This is a genomic window from Qipengyuania sp. SM2507, assembly GCF_053714505.1.
This window is the reverse complement of record NZ_CM132307.1, coordinates 446,002-464,955: the sequence shown is the minus strand read 5'-3', so window position 1 is coordinate 464,955 and position 18,954 is coordinate 446,002. Positions and strand designations below refer to the sequence as shown.

The window sequence follows — 18,954 nt, the reverse complement described above, 5'->3', positions numbered from 1 at the left end:
TGATTGCGCGATCAGCGCAACATCGAGAACAGGGACAGATTGGCGAGACGGACGAAGCTGGCCTGGGTCGCTTCAAGCACGGTGAGCGTTTCCTGGAGCCGGCTCATGGTGACGGCAATATCCGCGCCGCCCACATCGGCGCGCTCCTCGGCGACGCGTTCGGCATTGTTCTCGCGCCTTTCGGTCATGAGATCGACCCAGTTGAGCCGCGCACCGATCACTGTCTGTGAAGTAGTGACCTTTGCCAGCCCGGCGTCGAGCGATGCCAGCGCATCCGAGCTTGCCTGCATGGCAGTGCCGCCCCCCGTCGTCAGCGCTGCGGCCAGGTTGCCGAGCACGCTGAATATGTCGGTCGGACCATCGGCGGTTTCGAATTCGAAGACTTCGGGGCCGGTGAGACCCGGGACGACCGACTGACCCTCGCCGATTTCGAGGGGGTCCACAGCCGCGGTACCGACGAATTGTGCAGTCACTCCGTCATCGACATAGGCCGCGCCGGTAGCCTGGCCGCCGAGCAGGGCATGGCCGGCGATATTGCGGCTGTTCGCCAGCAGAATAAGGTTCTCGCGCAGCCCCTTTATTTCAATCCCGATGGCTGCGCGCTGTTCGTCGCTCAGCGTGGGCGCGGTCCCCTGCACCGCCAGTTCACGTGCGCGGATCACCAGATCGGCGATCGAACCCAGCGACTGGTCGGCCAGCTTGAGATCCGCCTCGGCGAGCTGCGAATTGCGGGTGTCGACCGTCGCCATGCGTTCGCTGCGCGCCAGCATCCGCAGCCGCGCGGCGGCGACCGGATCGTCGGAGGACCGCTCGATCCGGTCGCCCGTACCGATCTGCTGCTGCAGCGTTTCGGCGCGCGCGCGCAACACTCCGATCTGCTGTGTGCTGCGCTCGAAGAAGGCACCCGTGCTCAGATTGATCATCGCCCGATCCCCAGAAGAGTATCGAAAATATCGCTCGCCACCTGCATGGCGCGGCCAGAAGCCTGGAAGGCCTGCTGGAAGCGGATGAGGTTGGTGGCTTCGGTGTCGAGGTTGACGCTCGATTGCTGCTCCAGCGACACGCGCGCCGAAGACGCGATCGTCTCGAGCGCGCTCTGCGTCACATTGCGCCCCGCCACGGTGCTCGACACATCGAACAACAGGCTGCTGAGCTGCTGCGCCGGATTCTCGGTCGCGAGCGCCTGGCGCAAATTTGCCAGGTTTTGCGTATCGCGGCTGCCAGCCCCGGAACCTGCCGGCGCGGTGGCGATGCCCTGCCCGCTCGTCAGGACCACTCTGAGGGTAGCCGCGGTGGTCCCTGCGAACAGCGGCTGCCCGGGCGAACCGTCGTAGCCGACGCCGGCCGCCTGCGCCGCATTGACCGTATTGGCCAGGCCGTTCGCCAATGCGTCCAGCCGGTTGCGCGTCGCCGCGAGCGTGGTGAGTGCGAGTCCGGCACCGGCCAGACTGCCCGATCCCGGATTGGTCGCCTGGCCGTCGACCGCAAAGCTCAAGGTTCCGTCGGCTGCCTGGGTCGAGGAGAGCACACCCGAGGCGCCGCCCTGCACGAAGCTGCGTGCCGGCGTCGAGCCCAGCGAGACGGCTACCGTGCCGTCGCTGGCGAAAGACGTGGTGACCGAGCTGAATCCGGCAAGCCGCTCGAGCAGCTGGTCGCGCTGATCGAGCAGTGCGGCGCGATCGCTGCTGCCGCTCCCGGCGCGGGTCAGCCGCAGGTTCACCCGCGCGAGCTCGCCGCCGATGATATTGGCTTCTTTGACCTGCGCATCGGCATCGAAGCGCAGGCCATCGCCGGCGGAATCGAACCCGGTCGCGGTGATCTGGAACTTGCTCGCCATGGTCGTCGCTTCGGCAAGCGCCGCCGCCCGGCGCGAGGGATCGGAAGGATCGCCCGCAAGCTGCTGCAGCGAAGCCTCGAACTCGACGATCGAAGTGAAGATGCCCGACTGTTCGAGCGCGCTTTCGATATTGCGCAGGCCCGACAATTCGGTGTTGGCGCGCCGGAGATCGCCATCGGTCCGGCGCACTTCGCCCTGCAGGAAGGGGTCGGCATTGCGGCTGATTTCCGCGATTCGCGCGCCCGATAGCGAAATGTCGCCATTGCGCCCCGCCCCGCCCGACGCGGAGAGCTCCTCGATCCGCAGGCTGCGCCGCACATAGCCATCGCTCGAAGCGTTGGCGATGTTCTGCGCGGTGACGTCGAGCGCCCCGCGGGCGGCGCGGGCACCGCTGGCCGCGATCGAAAGCATGTCGGAGGCCATTAGTCGTTACCCTGCGGCAGGAAGCGCTCGAGCTGCTGCTCGATCGCTGCGGCAAAGCCGAACTGGCCCGATTGCGCAGTGATTTCCGCGAACCGCGCATCGCGCATCTCGTGGAAGGTGTCGTCGCTCTCGCCGCCGAACAGATCGTTGCCGCCGAAGTCGACGCTGCGCGCGCTGGCCAGCAGCTGGCGCAGCAGGATCGCCTCGAACTGCTGCGCCGTTTCGCGCAGCTCGGTACGGGCCAGATCGGCCTCGCTCTGCGCCTTGACCGGCGTATGCGGCGCCTGCGGACCGCTGATATGGATAGCCGGGACCGTCATATGATCTCCAGTTCCGCGTTGAGCGAACCCGCCTGTTTGAGCGCCTCGAGGATGGCGACCAGATCCGCCGGGCTGGCACCCAGCGCGTTCAGCGCGTCGACCACTTCGGCGAGCGACGCCGCCGGTCCGACCTGTGTCACGACGTTGTCGACCTGGGTGGCGGTGATTTCGGTGTTCTGTTCGACCGCGGTGCGACCGTTCGCGAAGGGCTCGGGCTGGACTACCAGCGGGTCCTCGTCGATCCGCACCACCAAGCTGCCATGACTGATCGCGGCAGGAGACAGGCGGACCGCGCTCGAGATCACGATCGTGCCGGTGCGGCTGTTGATGACGACCTTCGCCGCGCGCTCTGCGGGCTGGATATTGAGCATCTCGATTTGGGCCATGATCTCGGCGCGCGAATTGGCACCGGGCGGCAGGAAGAGCGCGAGAGTCACGCCATCCTCGATCTGGGCCATGCCCGGATAGACGGAGTTGACGGCATCGCGCACGCGCGAGATGGTGAGGAAATCCGCGCGGTAGAGGTTCCAGCGCAGGACCTCGGAGAAGTCGAAATTGCTGGCGACCGCCTGCTCGACGGTCGCTCCGTCGGCGATGCGGCCCACGGTCGGCACGTTGACGGTCAGCTTGGATCCGTCCCTGCCCGAAACGCCGAGCCCGCCCACGGCCAGATTGCCCTGCGCCATGGCGTAGATCTGCCCGTCCGCACCGTAGAGCGGGGTAAGCACCAGTGCCCCGCCGCGCAGCGACTTGGCCTTGCCCATGGTCGAGACGGTAACCGCAAGACGCTGCCCGGGCTTGGCGAAGGCGGGCAGTTCTGCGGTAATGATCACCGCCGCCGCGTTTTTGAGCGCCGGGTTGACGCCTGGCGCGAGCTGCAGGCCCAACCGTCCTGAAACGCCGCGCATGGCCTGCGTCAGGTAGGCGAAATTGTCGTCGCCCGATCCGTCGAGGCCGACAACGATGCCGTAGCCGGTCAACTGGTTCGAGCGGACAGACTGGAACTGGCCGAGATCGCGAACGCGCTCGGCTGCGGCCGGAACCGGCAGCAGCGCGAGCAGCGCGGCAAAGAGAAGAGCGAGGCGGCGGATCATGATGGGCATTCCCTGTTAAAAAGGCGAGATCGCGCCGAAGAAGCGAGACAGCCAGCCTTCGCGGCTCGCACGCTGGACCGAGCCAGCTCCCGAATAGGAGAAGCGCGCATCGGCCACGCGGATCGACAGGATCCGGTTGTCCTGATCGATATCGGAAAGCCGGATGATGCCCGCGAGCTGGACCCATTCCTCGCCCTGGCTCAGCCCCATGAGTTTTTCCCCCCGTATCAGGGCCGTGCCGTTGGGACGGACCTCGGCGATGGTGACGGTGAGATCGGCTCGGATCGAACTCGCCTGCGATGCATTGCCCGAACCATTGAACGACCCCCCGCCCGAGGCATTAAGGTCGGCATCGTCGATTCCGACGAAGCGCGGCAGCGACAATCCGATGTTTGCTTCGCGATCGGTCGAGCCGCTGGTCGATTTGGTGGTCTGTGTCCGCTCGACCAGCACCACCGTGACGAGGTCGCCGACCTGCGACGCGCGATTGCCGTTGTAGAGCGGGGCATAGCCCTGGTTGACGCGAAAGATCGCGCCATCGGCGGGTTGCGCCTGCTGCTGAACCGGTGGGGGCGGCAGCGCGGCAGCGAAGCCCTCGGGCCTTGCCCCCCCGGTCCCGCAGGCACCGCACATCAGCGCGAGCGGCAGGGCGAGTGCGAGAGATTTCATGGCGGTCATCCTCACAGCGTCTGGTTGGCGTTACGCAGCATCTCGTCGACGGCCGAGACCATCTTCGAGCTGATTTCGTAGGCGCGCTGGGTCTCGATCATCGAAACCAGCTCCTCGACGATGTTGACGTTGGAAGATTCCAGCATTCCCTGACGGATATTGCCGCGACCGTTCTCGCCCCCGGGAGCCAGTTCGGCCGCGCCGCTCGCAGCCGTCTCGACCAGGAAGTTGTCGCCGATGGCCTGCAGGCCGGAAGGATTGGTGAAGCGCGCGACCTGAATCTGGCCGAGCTCGGCGGGTTCGGCCTCGCCCGCTAGCGTCGCCGACACGGTGCCGTCGGGAGCGACCGCAATCGCGGTCGCGCCTTCGGGGATGGTGATCGCCGGCTGCACCGCGAAGCCCTGCTGGGTGACCAACTGCCCCTCTGCCGAAACCGTGAAATTTCCCGCCCGCGTATAGGCGGTGCGGCCGCCGGGCATCTCGATCTGGAAATAACCGTCAGCATCGAGCGCGAGGTCGAACGCATTTCCGGTCGTCGCGAGAGCGCCCTGAGTCATGATCTGGCTGGTCGACTGGACTGCCACGCCGGTGCCCAGGTTGAGCCCGGTGGCATAGGCGGTCTCGCCGGAGGAGCGCTGGCCTGCGACGCGCGTATCCTGATAGGCGAGCGTCGCGAAGTTGGCGCGGTCGCGCTTGAAGCCGGTGGTGCCGACGTTGGCGAGATTGTTCGCGATGACCCGCATCCGCGCGTCCTGCGCCTCGAGTCCGGTCCGAGCGACCTGGAGAGCTGAAGTGGGCATGTGCTGGATCCCTTTCGTGGATTAGCCGAGGCGCATCAATTGCGCGCCGCTTTCGTCGATTTCGCGGGCCGTCGCGATCATCTTGCTGCGCATCGCGAAGAGGCGTTGCGCATCGATCATTTCGACCAGAACTTCGGTGGTGCTGACGTTGGATTGTTCGAGCGCGCCCACCTGGACGGTGGCGGTCTCGTCGAGCGGCAGCACACCACCGCCCTCGACCCGGAACAGCCCGTCGAGACCCTTCTGGATCGGTGAACCCTGCCAGCCGGCCAGTTTGATCCGCCCGATTTCGGCAGGCGGCTGGTCGGGCACGGCCGGGTCTGTGATGGTGATCGTTCCGTCGGGCGAGATTGCCGGAATGCCGGTGGGCGGAACCGTAATCGGCCCGTTATCTCCCATCACCGGGCGCCCCTCGCCATTGACCAGCAGGCCGGTCGCCGAGATCGAGAGATCGCCGCGCCGCGTGTAGGCTTCGGTGCCATCCTGCGCCTGGACCGCCATCAGCGCGTCGGTCTTGATCGCGAGATCGAGCGAACGCCCGGTCTCGATGATCTCGCCCGCCGTCATATCCGCACCGCGCACCCAGGCGGTCTGCATCGCCCGAGCCTCGTTGGGGAGGCCCTCGATGGTGACCGCGCGCGCATCGACCAGTTCGGCACGAAACCCGAGCGTGTTGGCGTTCGCCATATTGCTCGCGATGACGCGCTGGCTGTCCATCGATGCCCGCATGCCCGAAAGCGCAGTGTGGATGAGGCGGTCCATGGCGATCAGCTCCGCAGGTTGATGACGGTCTGCGAAATCTGCGTCGCGGTATCGATTGCCTTGGCGTTCGCCTGGAAATTGCGCTGAGCGGTGATCAGTCCGACGAGCTCCTCGGCGATGTCGACATTCGAACGCTCGAGCGCACCCGAAAGCAGCGAACCATACTGGCCGGTGCCAGGCGAACCATAGCTCGCCACACCCGACAGGCCGGTGCTCTCCCAATTGGACGAGCCGACGCGCTTGAGGCCGGTCGGGGCGATGAAGCCTGCAATCGCGACGCTACCGATCGGCTCGACCGAGCCATCGGCATAGGACACGTTGACCAAACCCTCGTTGGAGACGGTGACGCCGGCGAATTCCGCCCCGGCGGCATTGGCCGAGGGAATGACGGCATCGATCAGCGCATTCGAGGTGACGGTGCCGTTGGCATCGGTCGGGAACAGCTGCAGGCGGTTGCCCTTGCTGTCGGCGATATGCCCGCTGCCGGTAATCGAGAAAGATCCCGACCGCGTATAGAGCGTCGCACCGTCGCCCGAGGAACGGGTGGTGAAAAAGCCGTCTCCGGTGAGCGCGAGATCGAGCGCCGAGCCGGTCTGTTCGACCGGACCGAGCGCGAAGTTCTGGTTGATCGCCTCGAGCGAGGAACCGATGCCTTGGATCATCTTCGGATTGGTCAGCGCGGAACCGGCGACGAGCTCGGAGAATTGCGCACGGCTGCGTTTGAAGCCGTAGGTTTCCGAGTTGGCGATGTTGTGCGAAATCACGCCGAGCGAGGTCTGCGCGTTCTTCATGCCGTTGAGCGAGGTATAGAAGGACATCAATTTTCTCCGTTGCGAAGGTCGTTGGCGGATTCGGTCGAAACGATCAGTCGATCGAGCTTGTCGGCGATCCGTTCGAGCATGGAATTGGTCTCGGCGGTGCCGGCGAGCGAGGAGAACTGCGCCATCTGCGCGAGCATCTCCTTGTTATCGACCGGATCCATCGGATCCTGCTGCTGCATCTGGACGGTGAGCAGACGGAGAAAATCCCCCTGCCCCAGCTGGTCCATGCCGCGTCCGGCGACGGGTGCGTTGGAAGCAGCCGGCTGGTTGGTGACTGGTGTGATCATTTCATCCTCATCGTTTCGAGCATCAATTGCTTGGCGGTCGAGAGAGCCTCGACCATGTTGCGATACTGGCGGGATGCTTCGAGCATCTCGACCATCTCGGCGTTCTCATCGACCGGTGCTTCCCAGACGTCGCCATTCTCGTCGGCGAGCGGGTGGCCGGGATCGTGGCGACGGATCGGAGCGACATCCTCGCGCACGACGCCATCGACGCGAACCGAGGACAGACCGCTGGCGCGATCGAGTTCCTGCGCAAAGACGGCGCGCATGGGGCGGTAGGCCGCCTCCTCGCTGCCCGCGACCGACCCGGCATTGGCCAGGTTCGACGCCGCGGTGTTCATCCGCACGAGCTGCGCGGACATCGCGCGGTGACCTACTTCGAAGAGAGATGTCGGACCGGCCATGATCAATCCCCCCTGATCGCGCGGGTAAGCGTCTCGACCCGCCCGCGCAGGAAACCCAGCGTGGCCGAATAGGCGACCGCGTTCTCCGCGAAGGCAGCCTGTTCGGTCGACATCTCGACCGTGTTGCCGTCGAGGCTTGCCATGGTGGGGATGCGATAGCTGACGGCTGAGCCTGCCGCCCGTTCGCTGTCGACCCCGCCCAGCCGCGCTTCGAGCGCCGCCGCGAAATCGATGTCGCGCGCCTTGTAATTGGGCGTCGCCGCGTTCGCGATATTCGAACCGAGCACACCCATGCGCTGCGACCTGATCTCCAGCGCTGCACCGTGAATGCCGAACAAACCTTCGCTCATGAGAGCCTCCGCAAAAAATTACGGAAACGGTATAGCAAGTGGCGTGCCAAACTCACTCGAAGCGACCGGAACCGCAGATTGCGGCAAACTGCGGCAAGCTTCTGCCGGTCGGCGGCAAAGTTCTTCCCGGGGGTAAAGCGGGCTTCGGGCCGGTCGTTCTTCGATGCGAGGAGTAGCCGAACCAATGCTGGAAAACTGGATCGATCCCGTCGCGATCGCCATCGTCTTCATGGGAACCGTGGCGGCAACGCTGCTACGCTGCGGCTTTGCCGATATGCGGTTGGCGCTGGCTGCCGTCCGCGGCATGTTCGGTCCCGCCTTCGACGTATCCAAGGCCAAGGCCGAACTTTCCAAACAGGTCCGCGAGATCGCCGACGACGGCTTCGTCCGTGCCGAACCGCATCATATCGGCGATGTCGAATTCGACAGCATTACCGATATCATGATCGGCCAGCGTTCGATCCAATCGATCCACGGTGCGCATCAGAGCTATAAGCAAAGACGGCTCGACACCGCACAACGCGCCGCGCGGACCTTCGAAAGCGCGGCCGAGCTCGCTCCGGTCTTGGGCCTGGCCGGCACGCTGTTCGCGCTCGGGCAGGCGCCCGGTGCGACACCGGAGGGCGACAGCCTGGTCGACGCGATCGCAATGGCGGTGGTCACCACGCTTTACGGCCTGGTGGCCGCCAATTTCCTTTTCGCCCCCATCGCTGCGGCCATCGCTCGCCGAGCGGGGCAGGAAGAACGCGACCGCGACGAGGTTCTCGAATGGCTCGCCGAGGGCGTGCGCAAGACCGGCGGTGCATCCCCGGTCGAAAGCCCCCCGCAGGTGGCGGCATGATCGTGCGTCTCGGGTCGGGCTGGCAGACGGTCACCGCGGACCTCGCGCTGATCCTGTTTCTCATCACTGCGCAGGCGAGCCGCGATACCCCTGCCGCGCCGCAGGAGTCCGAACTTGCCTCGACGGCGATGACGGATGGCGGCGGCGCCGGGCTGGCGATCTATCGCCCGGGGCCGGAAACGGATCTCGGCGAATGGCTCGAAACGACCCTGACCGACGACCGGCAGGGCGCGACCGTGCTAATGCGCTACCCTTCCGGAGGGCGGGAAGCCGCGTTCCGCGCCGGATCCGACCTGCTCGAGGAAATCGAGAAACAGGGTTCGGCGGCCCGCCTCGTGCTCGAACCGGGCGCCCGCGCCGAGAGCATGGTGCTGATCGGCTACGAGGGCGATCCGGACGATGGCACAATTCTTGCTGAGGGAGGTTAAACCTCTCACGACCAAGGAAACGCCATGCGCCAGTTTGTTGCTCTCGGATTGATCGGCTCCGCCCTGTTCGCCACGGCGGCAGTCGCAGCCACCACCGATCTCGACATGATCGACCGCGCGGTGGTCGATTTCACCGGTTCCCAGATCGGCCAGCCGGGCGGTGCTAGACTTCCGGTCGATCGCCGCCTCAAGCTTTCTCCGTGCCGCACGCCGCTCGACCTGTCCTGGTTCGGGCGCGACCAGCGCTCTGTCCAGGTCGCCTGCCCCACCGCGGGCTGGAAGATCTATGTCGCGGTCGATGGCGGCGCCGTGGGCAACTCGCGCGGGGCGCCCGCCCCTTCCGAAATGCTGGTTCGCCGCGGCGAATCCGTCAGCATCCTCGTACGCGGCAAGGGGTTCACCCTGACGCGTCAGGGCGAAGCGGCCGAAGACGGCGCGCAGGGCGAATGGATCCAGGTGCGCGCCGACGGCAAGCGCAGCGAAACCCTGCGCGCGATGGTGATCCGCCCGGGCCAGGTCGGCATCCAATTGCCCTAGACGGCAAAATTTGTTGCCGGGCGGTTAAATCCGCGCAGCATCCGCCGTTCTACATATCGACCAGATAGTGGAGCGAAACGATGCGTATTGTCGGATTGCCGGAAATTGTAGGATCGGTGCAGCGCGCGAGCGCAACCGTTGCGCCTGCGCAGCGGATCTCTGCTTCGCAGAAGGCTGCCGCCGAGACGCGCGAATCCGAGGCTCCGGTATCCACCGCGCGGGTCACCGCAGGCGAGCACCCCGTCGATCACGATCGCGTCGCCGAGATCCGCAAGGCTCTCGCAGACGACCGCTATCCCCTCATTCCTGCCGAAATCGCCGATGCGATCATCGCCGCCGGCCTCTACGGGACGATCAGCAAATGACACTGACCTCCAGCCCGATTGCCACATTGCGGCAAATGGTTGCCCTGCTCGAAGGCGAACGGCAGGCGCTTGCCGCCCTCGATCTCGACGGGATCGTCCAGTCCACCACCGGCAAGCTCGATCTGTGCGCCAAGCTCGAAGCGGTTCAACGCGAGCAGCTCGACGAGGAATGCCTCGGCGCGCTCGACGCGGTCCGGCGGCTCAACGAGATCAACCGCCGCCTGCGCAACCTCATCGCCTCCAACGTCCAGAACCGCCTCGGCACGCTGACCAACACCAGCGAAGCCTACACCGCCCTGCCGCGCAGGAGCGGGGGCGTGGCGCTCGCCTGACGCCAGAACCGGCCCGGCCAGACCAGCGGGTTTGGCACGGACCTTGCTAAACATCCGGGAAGGCAATCCCCGGAGGTTTCGTGCCAACCGTCAATTCCGTTCAGAACACAGAGGTGCAGGCTGCCATCGCGCGCGCTTCGGTGCGCACGGGGGTCGACTTCGACTATCTCCTGGCGCAGGCCAAGCTGGAATCCGGCCTCGATCCGCGCGCCAAGGCTGCCACCTCCAGCGCCACCGGCCTTTATCAGTTCATCGATTCCACCTGGACGCGCATGGTCGACCGCCATGGGGCGAAGCACGGCATGGAATGGGCCGACCAGGCGATCGGGGCCGGCGGTCGGATCGCCGATCCCGCCACCCGCGCGCAGGTGATGTCACTGCGCTACGATGCCGACGCCTCTTCGCTGATGGCCGCCGAACTCGCCCGCGAGAACACAGATGGGCTGCGCGTCACTCTGGGCCGCGAACCCGAACCCGCCGAGCTCTATCTCGCGCATTTCCTGGGTCTGGGCGGAGCGCAGAAATTTCTCGGCGCCCTTGGTGCCAATCCCGACCAGTCGGCGGTGGCGCTGATGCCCCAGCCGGCGCGCGCCAACCGTCCGATCTTCTACGACGGCGGCCGCGCACGATCGGTCGGCGAAGTCATGAGCGTGATGCGCGACAAGGTCGCCTCGGCCTATGGCGACAGCCCGATGCCTGCAGGGGTGACCGGGCCTGCTGGACCGACAGGCGCTCCCGAACGCTTCGCGGCCTTCGCCGCCCAGGGCAATTTCGGCTCGCGCGGCTTTTCGGGCGGGGCTATGTCCTCCCCCGCGCTGCCAGGCCCCGCGTCGCGGCCCTCTATGTCAGAAACGCTCAAATCCACATTCGGCGGCGCCGGTGCCCCGATGGGAGGCCGCGCGAGTGAGACCATCGCCACGGCATATGGCAAGTTGAAGGCGTTCGGCCTGTGAACGCGCGCCAGATTTTCAGCCCCGCGCTTGCCCTGCCGATCGGCATTCTCACGATCATCCTGTTGATGATCATGCCCATCCCGGTGATCCTGCTCGACCTGTTCTTCGTGCTCAATATCGCGCTGTCGGTCTCGGTGCTGATGGCGGCAATGAACGCGCAGAAGCCGCTCGACTTCTCGTCTTTCCCTTCGGTCCTCCTTTTCGCCACGCTGCTGCGGCTGGCGCTCAACGTCGCCTCCACCCGCATCGTGCTGCTCAACGGGCACGAGGGCGAAGCCGCCGCAGGGATGGTGATCGAGGCCTTCGGCGCTTTCCTGATCGGCGGCAATTTCACCGTCGGCATCTTCGTCTTCCTGATCCTGATGATCATCAACCTGATGGTGGTCACCAAGGGCGCGGGCCGCGTCTCCGAAGTCTCCGCGCGATTCACCCTCGACGCGCTGCCCGGCAAACAGATGGCGATCGACGCCGATCTCGCCGCAGGCCTGCTCACCGCCGACGAGGCCAAGGCGCGCCGCCGCGAGATCGCCACCGAGGCCGATTTCTACGGCTCGATGGATGGTGCCAGCAAGTTCGTGAAGGGCGATGCCGTCGCGGCGTTGCTGATCCTGTTCATCAACATCATCGCCGGGCTGGTGCTCGGGATGACCACCCACGGTCTGTCAATGGGCGAGGCCGGGCAATTTTACATCACACTCGCTATCGGCGACGCGCTGGTCGCTTCGGTGCCCGCGCTGCTGCTCTCCATCGCCGCCGCGGTCATCGTCACTCGGGTTTCCGACACGCGCGATCTCACCGGCCAGATCGGCGGCCAGCTGGCCGATCCCAAGATCTGGTTGCCGGTCGCCTGCATCCTGTTCGCCATCGGCTGCATCCCCGCGATGCCGCAGGCGATCTTCCTGCCGCTTGCCGGCGGTGCCTTCATGCTCTGGCGGACGCTCAAGAACCGGCGCGAGGCGGTGGCGAATTTCATCGAACCCGTCGCCGCGCCCGACCCTTCCAAAATCTCGATCGACGACGTCACCGACCAGACCATGGTCACGATCCAGCTTGGCTACGGCCTGATCCATCTCACCGACGAGCGTCACGGAGCGACACTTATCGCGCGCCTGACCGGCCTGCGCCGCCAGATGTGCCAGGCCTTCGGGTTCGTGGTCCCGCCCTTCCGGATCGAGGACACGTTCGAAATCGACCCGGAGGGCTATCGCATCACGCTGGGCGGCACCCCGATCGCCAGCGGCAAGCTCAAGCCAGGCTCCCTGCTCGCCATCGACACCGGCGAAGTGATGCATTCGCACGCGGTCCCGGGCGAGGCCACGGTCGATCCCAGCTTCGGCTGCCCGGCGCTGTGGATCGATGCCGGCTCGCGCGACCTCGCGGTGGCCGAAGGCTATCTCGTGGTCGATCCCGAAAGCGTCATCGCCACCCAGCTTCACCAGCTGCTCGCGACGCGGGCGCAGGATCTGCTTGGCCCCGACCAGGTTCGCGATCTCGTCGATCACCTGCGCGGACGTCACGGCCAGCTGATCGAGACGATCACGCCACAACCGCTCTCGCTCGCCGCGGTGACGCGGGTGCTCAAAGCGCTGCTCGCCGATGGAATTTCGCTGCGCCACGCGCTGCCGATCTTCTCCAGCCTCTCGCTCGCCGCGCAGCAGACGAATGAGCACACTCGCCTGATCGACATCATCCGCGCCGATCTGGGTTCCATGCTGCTGGGCGATACTTGCGGACCCCATACCAAGCTGCCGGTGATCACCCTCGCGGCGCAACTCGAGGAGATGGTCGTGAACGGAATGCAAGACCCCGCAACTGGCGAACTCGTGATCGAGCCCGACCTGGGGCGCTCGATCGGCGAAAGAATCGCGGCGATCATCGCGGCACGCGAACCGGGCTCTACCCAGCCTGCGCTGATCGTCCAGCCACGCGCGCGCCGGGCCCTCGCCGCGCTGCTCAAGATGCGCGCGCCGGGCTGCACCGTACTGTCCATTACCGAACTCCCGCCCACACAACCGATCGAGGTGATCGCGGTCGTCGGCGGCGAAACCCATGAAGAACCCGCGGCACTTGGCCATGACACGGAGGCTCTCGCGGCATGAAACACGACCATTCGAACTTCAACGCGCGCCGCGCCTATACCAGCGGCATCGACGACCGGGTCGCGCAATTCCTACCCATGGTGCGCAAGCTGGCGTGGTACTATGGGAGTAGCTGCAGCGGTTCGATCGATATCGACGATCTGATGCAGTCCGGGCTGATCGCGCTGACCGAATGCGCGCAACGTCACGACCGGCCCAGCGACGACGGCTTTGCCGCCTATGCCAAGATGCGGGTGCGCGGCGCGATGATCGACCTGTTGCGATCGCAATCGCATCACACGCGGGGAGCACTGCAGATGCGGCGCAAGCTGGAGCAGGCGACCGACAGTCTACGTGCCGAACTGGGGCGCGAACCCTCGGCAGCCGAACTGGCGCGGGCAGTTCATGTCTCGCTGGAAGAACTGCACGACATCCGTCGCCAGCTCTACACCTCGATGAGCTCGATCGAGGATTGCTATTCCGACAGCGACCCAGCGTTCCGGTCGGAAGATCCCGATGCCGAAGCGAACCTGCTGCAGGTCGAGGACCACGCCGGCCTGGCGCAGGCGATCGCCGCCCTGCCCGAGCGGTTGCAGCTCGTCGTGAAGCTTCATTTCGTCGAAGAGCTCAATCTGACCGAGATTGCCGCAGTCCTGGAAGTGAGCGTCCCACGCGTCCACCAGCTCAAGTCGGCCGCGCTGGAAAAGCTTCGCCTGACCATCGCGGCGGCACATCGCGATTGAGGACCCGAGTGTCTACGCGCTAGCCGGCGGCCTGCTGAACCAGCTCTTCATACCGGTCATCGCAGGCAATCCCCAGCGTGGCATTGTCCTGATGCGTCGAATTCTCCGCCGCTAGACCGAATGCGTCGCCCTCGACCGCGATCCGGATCGCCTGGGCTGCGGTGCGCACCTCCAGCCGAGCCATGAGACTGGCGCGATGCGCCTCAACGGTGCGCGGGCTGATCCCGAGGTGGCGGGCGATCGCCTTGCTCGTGCCGTGATCGAGCATGCAGGCGAGAATTTCGCGTTCGCGATTGCTCAGCGCTTCGAGCATTTTGCGCGCCGCGGTGGACCGCTGTTGCTTGGCGAATTTGGCTGCGAAGGCGCTTTTGAGCTTGTCGTATTCGCGGCGGAATTCGACGGCCTTCAGCGGGTAGGTGACATAGGACGCGACACCCGATTGCATTGCCCTGACGATCCGGGCGGTTTCCGGCTCGTCGCTATAGGCGATGACCGGCAGCCAGGTCTCGCGCTCGAGCCTCTGGATCAGCTCGAAAACCCCCTCGCCCTGGTCGTGGACGAGTATGAACCCCTGCGAAGGCATGAACTGGAGGAGCTCGTCGATCGAATCGAACGGTTCGGGGTGGATATTCTCGCCCGCCAGAAGCCGGCAAATTTGCGCGCGTCGCATTGCGTCGTCATCGACGACGTACACTTTCGACATCTATGAAACGCCCCCGACTACCAAGCTCAAAAATGCGACGCCTACGCAATAGGTCTTTTTTTCAGCATATTATCTCAAACAACTTCGCACTCGGAAGCCACTTGTCGAAGACGGTTGATCATCTTCGTTAGCAAGCGTTAGCCCAATCGATTCACGCACCGCAATCGAAAAGTTTCTAATCGAGATTTATTTTCATCTCAGGCGAATTTGGTCGCCTGCATCGCTGTGGCGATTTCGCGAAAATCCTGTTTCATGGCGGCGATATTCGCAAGGTCAGTTTCACGAACCGAGTCGAGCAGCGAGACCTTGGCGGCGCCATAAAATTGCAACAGGTTGGCCGCCATCGCGGCGTCGCGATCGATCCCCAGTTCCAGCGCGGTCAGCGCAGTCACGCAGCGGGTTATCGCCTTGCTGCGCGCTGCCCGATCGCCTCGCGCCTCGGCGATTTCGAGCGCGCCGAGATTGGCGATCAGGTCTTCGATGCAGAAAATCACCAGGTCGTCGCGACTGCCGCCCATCAGGCGAGCGTCGAAATTGGCCTCGCGATAGGCGTCGGCGGGTTGGGAGCGGGCCAGCATGTCAGTTCCCTTGCGCGTTCCACACGTCGATCTGCGACTGGAGGAAGGACAGCGTCGATTTGGAGGCGGCGACGCGGCTGTCGGCCTGGGCGAAACGCGCGACCATGCTGGCGCGCAGGGTTTCCTGCTGTTCGGCCAGCTTGGTCAGGTCGCTCGAAATCTGCTGCGACTGCGACTGGTAGCGCACGATCGATCCGGCGAGCGAACCGGGGTCGCTCGAAACGCTGCTCGATCGGGCCAGTTTGTCGATTGTCGAGTAGACACCGTGGATCCCGGTGGTGAACATGGCCGCCACCCCCGCGGGGTCGCGCGCAAGCGCCTGGGTGAGCTTGGTGTTGTCGAAGCGAAAGCTGCCGTCGCGCTCGATCGCCAGCCCGAGTTCCGCCAGCGTACGCGGCGATCCCTCGGGAGCGTTCGGCATGATGATTGTCGAACCCAGCGCCGACAGGTTCCGGCTGAGCGCCCGCGCCCCCGGATCGCGCGACAGATCGCCCCCGAGCGGATTGGTCGCGGCGCGCAGTTCGGAGGTAATCTCGTTGAGCGCGCCGGTGATGTCCTGCATTACGCTGGAGATCGCGCCGTTCGAATTGGCGAAGCCGATTGTCGCCGGGGCGCCTGCGTTCGTGCCCGTAAGCGACAGCGACAGACCGGGCGCGGCGTTGGGTATGGTGTTGCTGCTGCTGCGACGAAGCAGGCCATCGAGCAGATATTCGGCGTCGGCAGATGCCTTTACCAGTCGCGCGGGATCGCTGCCGGGCTGCCAGGCGAGCGCCGAAAGGCCAGGGTTTGCACCGTCCTCGGTGGCTTCGAGAACGAAGCCGTTGTTGATGCCCTCGGCCCCTTTCATCACCAGCTGTGCGCCCGCAGCGGTCTGCGCGACATAGGCGGTCAGACCGGCGTTCTGGGAGTTGATCGCCTTCGCCACGTCCGCCAGGGTTGAGCCGGGTGCGATATTGAGCGCCAGCGCCGGTCGCGTCGTATTCTCGGTAAAGCCGGCGTTCGATGTCGCACCGAAGCGAATGGTCAGCGTGCCTGCCCCGACGATGTCGCTCGCCGAAGCATAGGCCGGGCCGGTCAGCGTCTGATTGCTCGCCACGCTGTTGACCTCGAGCGAATAGCTACCCTTGCCGAGCGAGCCCGGCGGGCTCGAGACGCTCGCCACCGACGGGTTGTTGATGGTCGGAACGGGGGCGAGGTCGCCGGTCCGCAAGCGGTCGCCCAGCGCACTGGCAAAGACCGAGAACGCGCTGCGGATCGAGCCGGCGAGCGAGATCTGGCGTTCGAGCGTTTCGGATTTGGCGGTGAGGCGCTCGTTGCGGCCCGCGAATTGCGCTTCGGCCAGCTGCACTGCCAGCCCGGCCATGTCGATACCGCTGCCGATACCGAGCGTGGTCGCGATCGAGGAGGGGGAAACATTCATCGCTCTGAGAACGACGCAGCGGCTGTGGAATTAACCGCCAAGCGGCCATCGGTGTCGAAACGCAGCGCTACCGGCACGTCGATCTGCGGGCGTTGCGGAGATTCCCCGCGCTTCAACGACATGACATAGGCAAGGACTGACGCGATCGCGCCGTAGAGGTCCTCACAGATCACCTGCCGCTCGCGCGTGGTGAAATAGACCGAGCGCGCCAGCTGCGGGAACTCGAGCATTGGCAAGTCCATTTCGCGCGCGAGTTCCTTCATCGCCATGGCCTTGTCGCCCCTGCCCTTGGCCAGCACGATCGGCGCCGATGCCTTGGTCTGGTCGTAGGTCAACGCGACCGCGAAATGGCTCGGATTGGTGATGACGAACTGCGCCTCGCGCATCGCCCCCATCACCGAACCGGTCGCGATATCGCGTTGGCGCTGGCGACGAGCGGAGCGCATTTCGGGCGAGCCCTCGGCTTCCTTGTTCTCGTCGCGCATTTCCTGGTGGCTCATCTTCAGCCGTTTCTGCTGGCGCAGCCACAAGATCGGCAGGTCGACCATCGCGATCACCACCAGGCCCGCCGACAGCGCGAACACCAGCGAGACGATTGCATCCCAAGCCGCGCCCAGCTGGACCGAAAGCGACCCGCGGCCCAGCCCGATCATGGTGTCGATGCTGGACCACCACCAGGCCAAGGCGATTGCCCCCAGGAGGACGATCTTGAGCAGTCCCTTGCCCATCTCGATGAGACCGGTCGGGCCGAACATGCGCTTCAGCCCGGACAGAGGGTTGATCCGTGAGCCCTTGGCGGCAAGATTTTTCGCCACCCATCGGCCGCGGCCGAAACCCAATTGGGTAAGCAGCGTCACGAGAATGACCGGGACCGCGAGCGTGAGGATGGCGAGGACCGAAATTAGCAACCCTTCCATCATCAGGATGCTGACGTTGTAATCGTTCATGTCGCGCGCATCGAAGCGGAACGCCTCGCGCATCAACCCGGCAAGACCTTCGAGCAGCCAGGGGCCTGCGAACACCAGCCAGGCCCCGCCCAGCAGCATCACCGCCGCCGTGCCCGATTCCTTCGATCGGAGAACATCGCCCTTCTTGGCGGCGTCGGCGAGACGTTTCTCGGTTGGCGCGAAAGTCTTTTCGCCGGGGGTTTCCTCGCTCATCGGATCATCACGCTTTCGGCCTGTTCGAGCGAGCCTTCGACGATCCCGAGGAACTGATCGTAGATCAGGGGCGCAGAGATCACGAGCGCGGCGAGCCCGGCAAGAACGCCCGCCGGCAGGCCGAGCGCGAACAGGTTGAGCGACGGGGCGGAGCGGCTCAGGATGCCGGTCAGCACCTGCACCAGGAAAAGGATCAGCGTGACCGGCAGCGCTATCCGCAGTGCGGTCTCGAACATGCTGCTCGCAAAGCCCGCGATCATCTCGAAGCGCTCGGCCTCAAGCCAGGTTTCTCCGGGCGGAAAGGCCCGATAGCTTTCGGTGACGAGTGCAATCCAGTGGAGATGCGCCCCCGTAGCGAGGAAGATCAAAGTCAGGACGATGACGAAATACTGACCGAAGGCCGTGGTCGTCCCGCCGCCCATCGGATCGCTCGACATCGCCATGCTCATCCCCATTCCGCCACCGATGAGTTCGGCCGCGATCGTCGGGGCGGCAAAGGCTAGCTGCAGAACGAAGCCGAGCGCGAGGCCGACAATCACTTCTCCGGCGATCGCCATCAACCCTTCGAGCGACAGCAGCGCCGGCGGGGTCGCAATCTCGGGCAACCAGATCGAGGTGAAGATCGCCAGCGCACCGGTCAGCGAGACGCGCACCGTCATCGGCACCGACGAGGCGCCGAAAAAGGGCGCGGCAAGCAGGGCAGCGCCGATGCGGGTCATCAGGAAGACGACCCGCCACATGTCCTGCTCGAGCGCGCCGAAACCGAAATCGAGCCCCGTCACCGACCCATCCGTGCGATTTCGGCGAAGATATCGAGCATGAAATCGCTCACCAGCGCCATCATCGAGGCGCCGAAGACGACCAGCACGAAGGCGACCGCGGCCAGTTTCGGCACGAAGGTGAGCGTCTGCTCATTGACCGAGGTTGCCGCCTGCACCAGCCCGATCACCAGCCCGATGGCGAGGCTCGCGAGCAGAACCGGTGCCGCCACCAGGGCGGCGATCCACAACATGCGGTCGGCGAGCGAGAGGAGAACTGAGGCTTCATCCATG

At 65.2% G+C, this 18,954-nt stretch carries 25 protein-coding genes; 8 read left to right on the top strand and 17 right to left on the bottom strand.

The window, feature by feature from the left end; genetic code table 11:
* Positions 1–11 precede the first annotated feature (11 nt).
* Genes ACWIKC_RS02215 through ACWIKC_RS02165 form a run of 11 tightly spaced genes read right to left on the bottom strand, consistent with a single transcriptional unit; the run spans position 12 to position 7,764 of the window.
* A complete protein-coding gene (locus ACWIKC_RS02215) occupies positions 12–923 on the bottom strand; it encodes a flagellin N-terminal helical domain-containing protein (protein ID WP_454598509.1) in 912 nt (303 codons plus the stop codon).
* Positions 920–2,260 (bottom strand): flagellar hook-associated protein FlgK, encoded by a 1,341-nt coding sequence (gene flgK / locus ACWIKC_RS02210; RefSeq protein ID WP_454598508.1) that lies wholly within the window; start codon positions 2,258–2,260, stop codon positions 920–922. The genes ACWIKC_RS02215 and flgK overlap by 4 nt, the downstream gene beginning before the upstream one ends.
* Positions 2,260–2,580: a rod-binding protein gene (locus tag ACWIKC_RS02205; protein WP_454598507.1), complete on the bottom strand. Its 321-nt coding sequence runs from the start codon at positions 2,578–2,580 to the stop codon at positions 2,260–2,262. The genes flgK and ACWIKC_RS02205 overlap by 1 nt, the downstream gene beginning before the upstream one ends.
* The gene (locus ACWIKC_RS02200; protein ID WP_454598506.1) at positions 2,577–3,674 is read right to left on the bottom strand and encodes a flagellar basal body P-ring protein FlgI; all 1,098 of its coding nucleotides are present in this window, start codon (positions 3,672–3,674) and stop codon (positions 2,577–2,579) included. The genes ACWIKC_RS02205 and ACWIKC_RS02200 overlap by 4 nt, the downstream gene beginning before the upstream one ends.
* 15 nt (positions 3,675–3,689) lie before the next feature.
* Positions 3,690–4,343, bottom strand: coding sequence for a flagellar basal body L-ring protein FlgH (locus tag ACWIKC_RS02195; RefSeq protein ID WP_454598505.1), 654 nt, complete (start codon positions 4,341–4,343; stop codon positions 3,690–3,692).
* 11 nt (positions 4,344–4,354) lie between these two features.
* Entirely contained in the window at positions 4,355–5,143 is a 789-nt protein-coding gene (gene flgG, locus ACWIKC_RS02190) for a flagellar basal-body rod protein FlgG (RefSeq protein ID WP_454598504.1), read from the bottom strand.
* Between the two features lie 21 nt (positions 5,144–5,164).
* Complete coding sequence (locus ACWIKC_RS02185) at positions 5,165–5,905, bottom strand: flagellar basal body rod protein FlgF (protein ID WP_454598503.1); 741 nt, start codon at positions 5,903–5,905, stop codon at positions 5,165–5,167.
* Positions 5,906–5,910: 5 nt separating this feature from the next.
* Positions 5,911–6,723 carry a flagellar hook-basal body protein gene (locus ACWIKC_RS02180; RefSeq protein WP_454598502.1) on the bottom strand — a complete coding sequence of 271 codons (813 nt, stop codon included), beginning with the start codon at positions 6,721–6,723 and terminating at the stop codon, positions 5,911–5,913.
* Complete coding sequence (locus tag ACWIKC_RS02175) at positions 6,723–7,013, bottom strand: flagellar hook assembly protein FlgD (protein WP_454598501.1); 291 nt, start codon at positions 7,011–7,013, stop codon at positions 6,723–6,725. The genes ACWIKC_RS02180 and ACWIKC_RS02175 overlap by 1 nt, the downstream gene beginning before the upstream one ends.
* Positions 7,010–7,414 (bottom strand): flagellar basal body rod protein FlgC, encoded by a 405-nt coding sequence (gene flgC / locus ACWIKC_RS02170; protein ID WP_454598500.1) that lies wholly within the window; start codon positions 7,412–7,414, stop codon positions 7,010–7,012. Before flgC ends, ACWIKC_RS02175 begins: the two co-directional genes overlap by 4 nt.
* A gap of 2 nt (positions 7,415–7,416) precedes the next feature.
* Positions 7,417–7,764, bottom strand: a complete 348-nt coding sequence (locus ACWIKC_RS02165) for a flagellar basal body rod protein FlgB (protein ID WP_454598499.1) — start codon at positions 7,762–7,764, stop codon at positions 7,417–7,419.
* Positions 7,765–7,948: 184 nt separating this feature from the next.
* Here ACWIKC_RS02165 and ACWIKC_RS02160 point away from each other — a divergent pair, with 184 nt between their 5' ends.
* The 8 genes from ACWIKC_RS02160 (at position 7,949) to ACWIKC_RS02125 (ending at position 14,041) form a co-directional block, all read left to right on the top strand.
* Entirely contained in the window at positions 7,949–8,605 is a 657-nt protein-coding gene (locus ACWIKC_RS02160; protein ID WP_454598498.1) for a MotA/TolQ/ExbB proton channel family protein, read from the top strand.
* On the top strand, positions 8,602–9,033 hold the full coding sequence (locus ACWIKC_RS02155; protein WP_454598497.1) for a hypothetical protein: 432 nt from the start codon (positions 8,602–8,604) through the stop codon (positions 9,031–9,033). The genes ACWIKC_RS02160 and ACWIKC_RS02155 overlap by 4 nt, the downstream gene beginning before the upstream one ends.
* Positions 9,034–9,057: 24 nt before the next feature.
* Positions 9,058–9,570, top strand: coding sequence for a flagella basal body P-ring formation protein FlgA (locus ACWIKC_RS02150; protein ID WP_454598496.1), 513 nt, complete (start codon positions 9,058–9,060; stop codon positions 9,568–9,570).
* 80 nt (positions 9,571–9,650) lie between these two features.
* Complete coding sequence (locus ACWIKC_RS02145; protein ID WP_454598495.1) at positions 9,651–9,935, top strand: flagellar biosynthesis anti-sigma factor FlgM; 285 nt, start codon at positions 9,651–9,653, stop codon at positions 9,933–9,935.
* Positions 9,932–10,267, top strand: coding sequence for a hypothetical protein (locus ACWIKC_RS02140; RefSeq protein WP_454598494.1), 336 nt, complete (start codon positions 9,932–9,934; stop codon positions 10,265–10,267). Before ACWIKC_RS02145 ends, ACWIKC_RS02140 begins: the two co-directional genes overlap by 4 nt.
* A gap of 80 nt (positions 10,268–10,347) precedes the next feature.
* Positions 10,348–11,220, top strand: coding sequence for a transglycosylase SLT domain-containing protein (locus ACWIKC_RS02135; protein ID WP_454598493.1), 873 nt, complete (start codon positions 10,348–10,350; stop codon positions 11,218–11,220).
* Positions 11,221–11,285: 65 nt separating this feature from the next.
* A complete protein-coding gene (locus ACWIKC_RS02130) occupies positions 11,286–13,319 on the top strand; it encodes a flagellar biosynthesis protein FlhA (RefSeq protein WP_454599419.1) in 2,034 nt (677 codons plus the stop codon).
* A complete protein-coding gene (locus ACWIKC_RS02125) occupies positions 13,316–14,041 on the top strand; it encodes a sigma-70 family RNA polymerase sigma factor (RefSeq protein WP_454598492.1) in 726 nt (241 codons plus the stop codon). The genes ACWIKC_RS02130 and ACWIKC_RS02125 overlap by 4 nt, the downstream gene beginning before the upstream one ends.
* Positions 14,042–14,060: 19 nt before the next feature.
* Here the strand turns inward: ACWIKC_RS02125 and ACWIKC_RS02120 are convergent, their stop codons facing one another.
* The 6 genes from ACWIKC_RS02120 to ACWIKC_RS02095 form a co-directional block, all read right to left on the bottom strand.
* Complete coding sequence (locus tag ACWIKC_RS02120) at positions 14,061–14,744, bottom strand: response regulator transcription factor (RefSeq protein ID WP_454598491.1); 684 nt, start codon at positions 14,742–14,744, stop codon at positions 14,061–14,063.
* Positions 14,745–14,941: 197 nt separating this feature from the next.
* A complete protein-coding gene (locus tag ACWIKC_RS02115) occupies positions 14,942–15,322 on the bottom strand; it encodes a flagellar protein FliS (RefSeq protein ID WP_454598490.1) in 381 nt (126 codons plus the stop codon).
* 1 nt (position 15,323) lies between these two features.
* Positions 15,324–16,742 carry a flagellar filament capping protein FliD gene (gene fliD, locus ACWIKC_RS02110; RefSeq protein WP_454598489.1) on the bottom strand — a complete coding sequence of 473 codons (1,419 nt, stop codon included), beginning with the start codon at positions 16,740–16,742 and terminating at the stop codon, positions 15,324–15,326.
* On the bottom strand, positions 16,739–17,902 hold the full coding sequence (locus ACWIKC_RS02105; protein ID WP_454598488.1) for an EscU/YscU/HrcU family type III secretion system export apparatus switch protein: 1,164 nt from the start codon (positions 17,900–17,902) through the stop codon (positions 16,739–16,741). Before ACWIKC_RS02105 ends, fliD begins: the two co-directional genes overlap by 4 nt.
* A complete protein-coding gene (gene fliR / locus ACWIKC_RS02100) occupies positions 17,899–18,684 on the bottom strand; it encodes a flagellar biosynthetic protein FliR (protein ID WP_454598487.1) in 786 nt (261 codons plus the stop codon). Before fliR ends, ACWIKC_RS02105 begins: the two co-directional genes overlap by 4 nt.
* Complete coding sequence (locus tag ACWIKC_RS02095) at positions 18,681–18,953, bottom strand: flagellar biosynthetic protein FliQ (RefSeq protein ID WP_454598486.1); 273 nt, start codon at positions 18,951–18,953, stop codon at positions 18,681–18,683. The genes fliR and ACWIKC_RS02095 overlap by 4 nt, the downstream gene beginning before the upstream one ends.
* Position 18,954: the final 1 nt, after the last annotated feature.